The organism is Vibrio sp. V23_P3S9T160, assembly GCF_963886625.1.
Lineage (GTDB): Bacteria > Pseudomonadota > Gammaproteobacteria > Enterobacterales > Vibrionaceae > Vibrio > Vibrio anguillarum.
The window spans coordinates 1-8858 of the sequence record NZ_CAWPDB010000020.1; the positions used below are offsets into that span (position 1 = coordinate 1).

Below are 8858 nucleotides of genomic sequence, written 5' to 3' on the forward strand. Positions count from 1 at the left end.
GTATTGTTAGTCAATTTTGCACAGCATATTGGCTCATTGCGCAACTTTTCCTTTGAAAAGTATCAAGTTAAAAGTTTAGCTGCTCGACTCTCTGGGGATGAGTTCTCAATTTTTATCTCTGCCCCTAGTACGTTTAAACAAGCCGCAAGCGAATTTGCAAGCCAGTTACTGGCTCCACTACAAAATCAGCACAATTCACCACTCGGGAACTTCCCAATCACAGCAAGTATCGGCATAGCCACCTACCCAACCGATGGCTATACCTTAGAAAAATTATTATCTAATGCTGATACGGCCATGTATCAAGCAAAAAATGCTGGGAAGAACCAAATAGCTTACTACTCGCCAGAGCTCAATAAGGGTGTTCAGCGCAGAGCCAATATTGAGCAAGCATTACGCCGAGGTGATTTTGATCAGGAATTTAGCTTGGTCTATCAACCTTATTTAAATCGTGCTGGCAATACAGTCTCAGGATTTGAAGTTTTACTTCGTTGGGAATCCAACCTGCTCGGTACGATTTCACCAAAAGAATTTATTCCGATAGCCGAACAAACCGGGTTATTTGGCAACATTGATCGCTGGGTCGTCCGTTCAGCTTTCGAGGAGTTCCATGCACTGCAAGCGATGTTTGAACACCCTGTTCAGTTATCGATTAACCTTTCATCAGCAGAATTAAACTCTTTACAGTTAGCTCATTACATTCATAAACATGCGCAGGAGAATGCAGTTCCTCCCCATTTGATTGATTTTGAAATTACAGAAACTTTTTCTGCCAATTCAAAAGGTTTTCCACTGCTTCACGAACTATCGCATTTAGGCTACGGATTGGCGATTGATGATTTCGGTTCTGGTTACACCTCCATTACTCAATTGGTGCAATATCCAGTACAAAAAATTAAGTTCGATCGGCTTTTTTTAGATACACTCATCACCACTGACAATCACAAGATCATTAAGCCTTTGATCGAACTTTGCCACTCTCAATCAATGCAAGTCACAGCTGAAGGGATTGAAAGTAAAGAGATGCATAATTGGCTTGCTGATTACCAATGTGATTTCATGCAAGGCTATTATTTTGCCAAACCAATGCCATTAAATGCGTTGGTTTCATGGTATCAACAACAAAAAGAGTTAAACGCTGTTTATGAAAAATGTGATCATTGCCTCTCTTAACCCGGCCAAAATCAATGCAGTCAAAAGTGCATTTGAAAGTACCTTTCCGCTGGATACTTTCTCATTTAAAGGGGTGAGTGTGCCCAGTGGTGTCGCGGATCAACCGATGACAGATGAAGAAACCCATCAAGGCGCACTTAACCGAGTACGAAATGCGAAAGAGCAAGATCCCACGGCAGATTATTACGTCGGGTTAGAAGCGGGCATTGAGAATACAGTGACTTTTGCGTGGATGGTGATTGAATCCGCCACTCATCGAGGAGAATCGCGTTCAGCCAGCTTAATGCTACCACCTCAAGTATTGAAGCTGTTAAGCCATGAAAATGAGCTAGGCGATGTGATGGATAAACTGTTTGACTGCCAAAATATCAAACAGAAAGGTGGGGCGATCAGCCTGCTCACTCATAACCAACTCACTCGCAGCTCGGTCTACCATCAAGCATTGATCCTCGCGTTAATCCCTTTTATCAACCCAGAGCATTTCCCTGCTAATTTATAAAAGGTTGGCAAACTCAAGGAACCCTTAAGACACCTTGAGTAGCAGAGCGGCTAATTGCGACTTTTCTTGTTCTGATTTACTTTTGAGCTCATTTGAGCCACGCGTAATGGTCGCAATTCCTACTCCGAGCAATTGGCTAATCTGCCGCTGTGATAACTCCCCTTTAAGTAGCTCACATAAGATGTTCGCACGCGCCACGAGCGCATCTCGCTCATCTGGGGTCATCATCATGGTGAGTAGCATTGCGTGCTGCTCTTGCTCTGTGGCTGATTTAACCAATTCCATTAGCTGCTGCCAATCAGTGTACTCAGGTTGGTGTGGCATGAATGTACTCGCAAAGTGATACGTTCCGCTATTGTAGAACTTTCACTTCGTATTGGAATTAATATTTTGTATTGAGCTCATCTTGGTTGAGAAATTCACCTTCAATCCCCATCAAATCTCGATAGTAAGTCTCAAACATCAAAATATTTTGCACATACCCGCGGGTTTCCCGAAAAGGGATCGCTTCAATAAAAGCGTAAGCATCTAACTTGCCTTGTGTTTTCTCTCGCCATTGATTGACGCGATTTGGCCCAGCGTTATAGGCAGCAAATGCAAAAATTCGATTGTCGCCGTATTGCTCTAATAATCCATTTAAGTAATGGCTGCCTATTTCGATATTTTTGCCCACCTCGTATAACTCTTGTTCATCGTTATAGGTCAGCTGATATTTTTTAGCCGTATACTTAGCCGTGCTCGGCATAATCTGCATGATACCACGAGCGCCAACGGGCGATTGAGCCTCAACATCCATTCCACTTTCTTGACGAGCAAGTGACATCAGCATAATTGGGTCGATGTCGTGTTTTTGGCCATAGAAGTTAAACCACCATTGATGGGCTAATGGAAAACGCAATTGCATATTGTCCCACATCCGCGCCGAAATAGAGGCTGTCACAGTTAAGCTATACCAACGTTGGGAGTCGGCGTAGGCCGCTAGCATCTCTTTTTCTTTTGTATCTGCACGATCGAGTAACCATTTCCATTCACTTTTTGCAGCCGCGATTTTATCTCGTTCAATCAGCTCTTGGATCCGTACTAAGGCTTTTTTATACGGCGTCAATAAATTGGGATTAAGCTTAATCGATGTACTGGGATAATTTACTGACTGTTTCACCATATTAGCGGCCGCGACACTGTAGAAATTACGTTGCCCAATCATCGCATTTAAACGTTGTAATCCTTTGGCTTCATCACCCAACGCAATATCAGCGCGCCCAAGCCAATATTGCCAACGTAAGCTGGCTTTTTCATCAGCGGGGAGCTGCTCTGTCCAGAATTTAACTTCATCCCAACGACCAACGGTCAGTGCCTTGCGGATCCTCTGCTCGAGCAAAAGACTGTTTGAGCTTTGCGCTATCACACTATCTCGCCAGTTTGCGAGTGCTTGCTCCTCGGTATCGAGCAATATTCTGGCTATATATTCTGCAATAGGACGCTGATAAGCATCCGCCAGTATTTTCTGATCGAGAAGAGTTTGGTACACACTTTGCGCAAGCTTTGCATCTTGGCGTGCTAGCTTTTCTAACGCAAATTGAATCGACTGCTGATTAAACGTGCCATCGGTGTATTGTTTAGCAAAAGTCAGCACATTTTCTGGCGAGCGGTAGAGATCGATCATCGCTTGCGCTGTCGCCTGTGATTTTGGCTTAACTAATTTTTTCTGTAAGTATTTCATTAGTGTTAAATTACGCCCATCAAACGCCAATAACATTCGTTTAAGCAACCAATCATCGGTTAACCCGCCTTGCTCACTCCATGCGGTGAAGAGTGGATCACAGGCGTCAGAAATGCTACTGCCACTGAGCCATAATTTTTGTGCGCCTTTGAACGCAATATCTCGCTGGCCTGTTTGGTAATACGCATTGTAGTAATGACAGCGATAAGGCTCATCATTCGGCTCCGCTTTTTGAAAATCAAGCAAGGTGGCCCATTTTCCTTTCGCCGCCAACGCATCTAAATACGGTGCTCGAATGCGGTTTGAAAACGGGAAATCTTGATGTGTATCGATAAAAACCTGAACCGCTAATGGCGGTTTATTACCAATATCGACCAGCAGAGATCGATAATCCAGATAAGGCGTCAATGGATAGTTTTTGATCTTATTTCTAATTTTTTTAGCTTCATCAACTTTATCTTCATCAAGCCACCTCTGAGCTTGATCGTACAGCTCTCGTTGACCATCCAAATCCTCTATTGCGCCTGAAAACGCGGTGCCGCACACCAAGGAGCTCAACGCTAATATTGATGATAACAATCGCTGCGGTCTTATAAAATGCATGAGCGCCATGTGCTCTCGTCCTATCCAAAGCAAGGGAATTTCCGTTTCATTACGCTGATTCTAGATAAAAAAGTAAAGGCCATAGATGTAAATAATATTAAATTCATAAAAGTGCGACATATGAACTTAGTAACTTAATGTTTCGTTACTTTTTTATCGATGAAAAACACCATCTAAGCTCTAAAAATTAGGTACCTAGTAACAAATGCGATCGCTTTGGTATAAAATGACCACTTTCTTCTGTTACTAAGATTAGGAACAATCGGCAATGGCTGAATACGTATATACCATGTCGCGGGTGAGTAAAATTGTCCCGCCTAAGCGTCAAATTCTCAAAGACATCTCTCTGAGCTTTTTCCCTGGAGCTAAAATCGGTGTTTTAGGTCTCAATGGTTCAGGTAAATCCACCCTGTTACGTATCATGGCTGGCATCGATACTGATATTGATGGGGAAGCACGCCCGCAAGCAGGATTGAAAGTCGGCTACTTGCCTCAAGAACCAGTACTGGATGAATCAAAAACCGTGCGTGAAGTAGTGGAAGAGGCCGTTTCTGATGTGGCTGGCGCACTAACTCGCCTCGATGCTGTTTATGCGGCATATGCAGAACCCGACGCCGATTTTGATGCGTTAGCCAAAGAGCAAGGTGAGCTCGAGGCTCTGATTCAAGCCAAAGATGGCCATAATTTAGAGAACGCTTTAGAACGTGCGGCCAATGCACTTCGTCTACCAGAATGGGATGCTAAAATTGCCGTTTTGTCTGGTGGTGAGCGCCGCCGTGTGGCGATCTGCCGTTTGCTACTTGAAAAGCCAGATATGCTGCTGCTTGACGAACCAACCAACCACTTAGACGCGGAATCTGTTGCTTGGCTAGAGCACTTCCTTGTCGACTATTCAGGCACAGTCGTCGCCATCACCCACGACCGTTACTTCCTTGATAATGCTGCTGGTTGGATTTTAGAACTTGACCGCGGTGAAGGCATTCCTTGGCAAGGTAACTACACCTCGTGGCTCGAACAGAAAGATGAACGCTTAAAGCAAGAATCATCTCAAGAGAGTGCTCGCCAAAAAACAATAGAAAAAGAGCTGGAATGGGTTCGTAAAAACCCGAAAGGCCGCCAAGCAAAATCCAAAGCACGTATGGCACGCTTTGAAGAACTTAATAATACTGAACATCAAAAACGTAATGAAACCAACGAACTCTTCATCCCGCCTGGCGAACGTTTAGGTGACAAAGTATTGGAAGTTCGTAACTTAACCAAATCGTTTGGTGATCGTGTACTGATTGATAATTTATCATTTAGCATGCCGAAAGGAGCGATTGTCGGCATCATCGGTGCTAACGGTGCGGGTAAATCAACGCTGTTTAAAATGCTAAGTGGCGTAGAGCAACCAGATTCTGGTGAAATTGAATTGGGTGCAACCGTAAAATTAGCCTCGGTTGATCAGTTCCGTGACAGCATGAACGACAAAAATACCGTCTTCCAAGAGATCTCTGAAGGGGCGGATATTATCAAGATCAACAATTTTGAAATTCCTGCGCGTGCTTACTGCTCTCGCTTTAACTTCAAAGGCGTCGATCAACAAAAAGTGCTCGGTCAGCTATCGGGCGGTGAGCGCAACCGTGTTCACTTAGCCAAATTGCTTAAAGCTGGCGGCAACGTCCTATTACTCGACGAACCAACCAACGATCTGGATGTTGAAACGCTACGCGCATTGGAAGAGGCGCTGCTGGAATTCCCTGGTTGCGCCATGGTTATCTCGCACGACCGCTGGTTCCTAGACCGTATTGCGACCCACATTCTGGACTACCGTGATGAAGGTGAAGTGAAGTTCTATGAAGGCAACTACAGCGAATACACTGAGTGGTTAAAACAGACATTGGGCGCTCAAGCGGCAGAACCACACCGCATTAAATACAAGCGTATGACCAAATAACTCTGTATTTGAAGTCTCTGGCCGCAATCTATTGCGGCCTTTTTGTTACTTGTACATCACGCATCACACAACAAGATGCAGGATTCGCGACACTGCCTTCAATTAGGTCTAAACTTAATGGATATAATTTTTCAATGATCGATACAGAGCCGAAGCTGGCACAGGTCAACGCTCAACAAGAGAGAGTACCATGATTGAAAGACGTCGCTTTTCACGCATCATCTATCAGATGCCTGCCACCTTATTGCAAGGTAAACATACCGTCACCACAACGATTCAAGATTTGTCGCTGCATGGGCTATTGCTCTCATGCCCTGACGCGGACAAATTAGTGCTCAATGAAATGGCACAAGTCCATTTCACACTACCAGACAGCGAGGTCACTATTAATCTAGTCGCCAAGTTGATCCACATTCAAAACAACATTATTCGTGTCAGCATCAATCACATTGATATTGAAAGTATTGGCCATTTGAAACGTTTAGTTGAATTGAACATGGGTGATGAAAGTTTGCTCCATCGCGAACTGGAATACTTGTCTGATTTAGGGGATGAACCGGAAGAATGAGCGGCGGCCGTATTCACAACAACCGCACTCGCCGTTCAGACAGCCTTAAACACGATGAATGGCATCGTTCGCTTGTTTTAACAGGTTTTGACTTTCAAGCATAAATTGTTGTGAATAACTGCCAAACCAATCACTCACTTTGCTAAAGTTTTCCACAAAAGCTTGCTTCTCACGCCCGTCAAGTAAGGTTAACGCCTCACCAAAACAAGCATGAAAACGTTTTATCATCTCAACATTCTCTTCCGATGAGAAAATGATATCGCCATACAAGTGAGGGTCTTGACCAAAAAGCCGTCCAACCATCGCCAGTTCTAAACGATAAATCGGTGAACTCAGCTGCAGTAATTTTTGGATATTCGGATTTTCTTTAGAAAGATGTAAACCGTATACAAACGAAGTGAAGTGACGCAGTGCTTGGATCAAGGTCATGCCGTGATCGTGTTCTGCGGCATCAATCTGGCACAAACTCGCTCCCCATATCGAAAACTGTTTTAGCAACCACTGATAACTCTCTTCTCCTCGCCCATCGCAATAGACGATCACTTGCTTGGCCATACTAGGGACATCTGGGCCAAACATTGGGTGCAATCCAACCACTGGGCCAGAGTGTGTTTTAAGCATCGCCTGTAGCGGCTTGGACTTAATCGATGTGAGGTCGCACAAAATACAATCGGCAGGCAAATGAGCAAGTTTTTCAATCACACCGACGGTTAAGTGAATAGGAACCGTCACTACAACCAAACCGGCATCATGCAGTATCTCATCGGCTTGATGCCAATCTTTACTGCCTAATACTTTCACCTGATAGCCCGACAGTTTGAACATACGGCCAAATAAGCCACCAAGTTGACCATGACCGCCAATAATCACCACAGAGCGCAGCTCTGGGTTTAAGCACTTAAAGCCAGAATCCTTTTCACTGGCATAAGATTCACGCATAGTACGGCGCAAAATATCTTCAATCAGTTGTGGCGGGACGCCTTTTCTTTCCGCTTCAGCGCGGCGAGAAGCCAGCATCGCCGCTTCTCGATCGGGAGCATAAATCGGTAGACCATGTCGGCTCTTGACTTCCCCCACCTTTTCAACCAAAGCTAATCGGCGTGCAAGCAGCTCGACCATTTGTTTATCGACAGCATCAATTTGATCACGTAATTCGTTAAGTTCAACAGCCATGGCACTTCCCTTTATTCACTTTTTTTTAGGCGATTTTCTAAGAACGGAACGAGCTCTTGATGAGCATGTCGTAATAGTGCCTCAGTTGATGACCAATTAATACAGGCATCCGTAATCGATACACCGTATTCCATTTCGTTGCGAGGAAGGTCAGAAGATTGATTACCTTCATTGAGGTGACTTTCAATCATCAAGCCAATAATAGACTGATTTCCTTCACGAATTTGATGAATCACATCTTCAGCGACTAACGGCTGACGACGGTAATCTTTACGTGAATTAGCATGGCTGCAATCCACCATTAACGAGGCATCCAATTTATGTTTTGCCATCTCTTGCTCACACTCGGTGACCGACACTGAATCGTAGTTGGTTTGCTTACCGCCACGTAAAATGACATGCCCATTTGGGTTGCCTTGAGTGGTAAGTAAGGCCACTTGCCCTTCACTATTAATGCCCATAAAGCGGTGGCTGGATGATGCCGCTTGCATCGCATTGATTGCCGTTGCTAAATTGCCATCGGTGCCGTTTTTAAACCCAATCGGCATCGACAAACCACTGGCCATTTCTCGGTGTGTTTGGGATTCCGTAGTGCGTGCACCAATCGCCGCCCAACTGAATGTATCAGCTAAATATTGAGGGCTGATCGGATCAAGCGCTTCGGTCGCCAGAGGGATCTCCATCTCCGCTAGCTCAACTAACAATTGACGACCAACGTGTAAACCATGTTCGATATCAAAACTGCCATCAAGATGAGGATCGTTAATCAGCCCTTTCCAGCCAACCGTTGTACGCGGCTTTTCAAAGTAAACACGCATGACAATGTACAGTTGATCACTCAACTGCTCTGAGAGTGATTTCAAGCGCTTTGCGTACTCTTTTGCCGCATCAATATCATGAATAGAGCAAGGACCGCACACCACCAGTAAACGGTGATCTTTTTTATGGATAATATTGGCAATTGTCTGACGAGAGTGTTGAATGAACTGGCGAGCTTGATGACTGAGCGGCAGCTTAGCTTTTAATTGTTCCGGAGTGATCAGCACTTGCTCATCACTGATGTTAATATTACTTAGTTCACTTTTTTGCATCTCATCACCTGTAATTATTTGTTTACACAAAATCTTATTGCATACCTAAACACCAATAAAAGACAAATTAACAGGCTTTAAAAACATTTCAAGTG

General features: G+C 44.4%; 8 protein-coding genes. 4 read left to right on the top strand and 4 right to left on the bottom strand.

Going from position 1 to position 8858, the window contains the following annotated elements; all coding sequences use genetic code 11:
* Positions 1–1173 (top strand): putative bifunctional diguanylate cyclase/phosphodiesterase (locus AACU59_RS01180; protein WP_161437665.1); only part of this gene is annotated, 1173 nt, incomplete at its 5' end.
* Complete coding sequence (gene yjjX, locus AACU59_RS01185) at positions 1145–1672, top strand: inosine/xanthosine triphosphatase (protein ID WP_094128681.1); 528 nt, start codon at positions 1145–1147, stop codon at positions 1670–1672. The genes AACU59_RS01180 and yjjX, both read left to right, overlap by 29 nt.
* Before the next feature lie 24 nt (positions 1673–1696).
* On the opposite strand, the gene trpR is transcribed toward yjjX, so the two are convergent.
* Positions 1697–1996, bottom strand: a complete 300-nt coding sequence (gene trpR / locus AACU59_RS01190; protein ID WP_013857539.1) for a trp operon repressor — start codon at positions 1994–1996, stop codon at positions 1697–1699.
* 58 nt (positions 1997–2054) lie between these two features.
* Entirely contained in the window at positions 2055–4004 is a 1950-nt protein-coding gene (locus AACU59_RS01195) for a transglycosylase SLT domain-containing protein (protein WP_161437666.1), read from the bottom strand.
* Between the two features lie 259 nt (positions 4005–4263).
* Between AACU59_RS01195 and ettA the strand changes: the two genes are divergently transcribed.
* Positions 4264–5931: an energy-dependent translational throttle protein EttA gene (gene ettA / locus AACU59_RS01200; protein ID WP_010319161.1), complete on the top strand. Its 1668-nt coding sequence runs from the start codon at positions 4264–4266 to the stop codon at positions 5929–5931.
* A 190-nt stretch (positions 5932–6121) separates the two neighbouring features.
* Positions 6122–6499, top strand: a complete 378-nt coding sequence (locus AACU59_RS01205; protein ID WP_094144975.1) for a PilZ domain-containing protein — start codon at positions 6122–6124, stop codon at positions 6497–6499.
* 45 nt (positions 6500–6544) lie between these two features.
* On the opposite strand, the gene tyrA is transcribed toward AACU59_RS01205, so the two are convergent.
* Positions 6545–7672, bottom strand: a complete 1128-nt coding sequence (gene tyrA, locus AACU59_RS01210) for a bifunctional chorismate mutase/prephenate dehydrogenase (RefSeq protein ID WP_017043283.1) — start codon at positions 7670–7672, stop codon at positions 6545–6547.
* A gap of 11 nt (positions 7673–7683) precedes the next feature.
* Positions 7684–8763: a 3-deoxy-7-phosphoheptulonate synthase gene (locus AACU59_RS01215; RefSeq protein WP_161437667.1), complete on the bottom strand. Its 1080-nt coding sequence runs from the start codon at positions 8761–8763 to the stop codon at positions 7684–7686.
* Between the last annotated feature and the right edge of the window lie 95 nt (positions 8764–8858).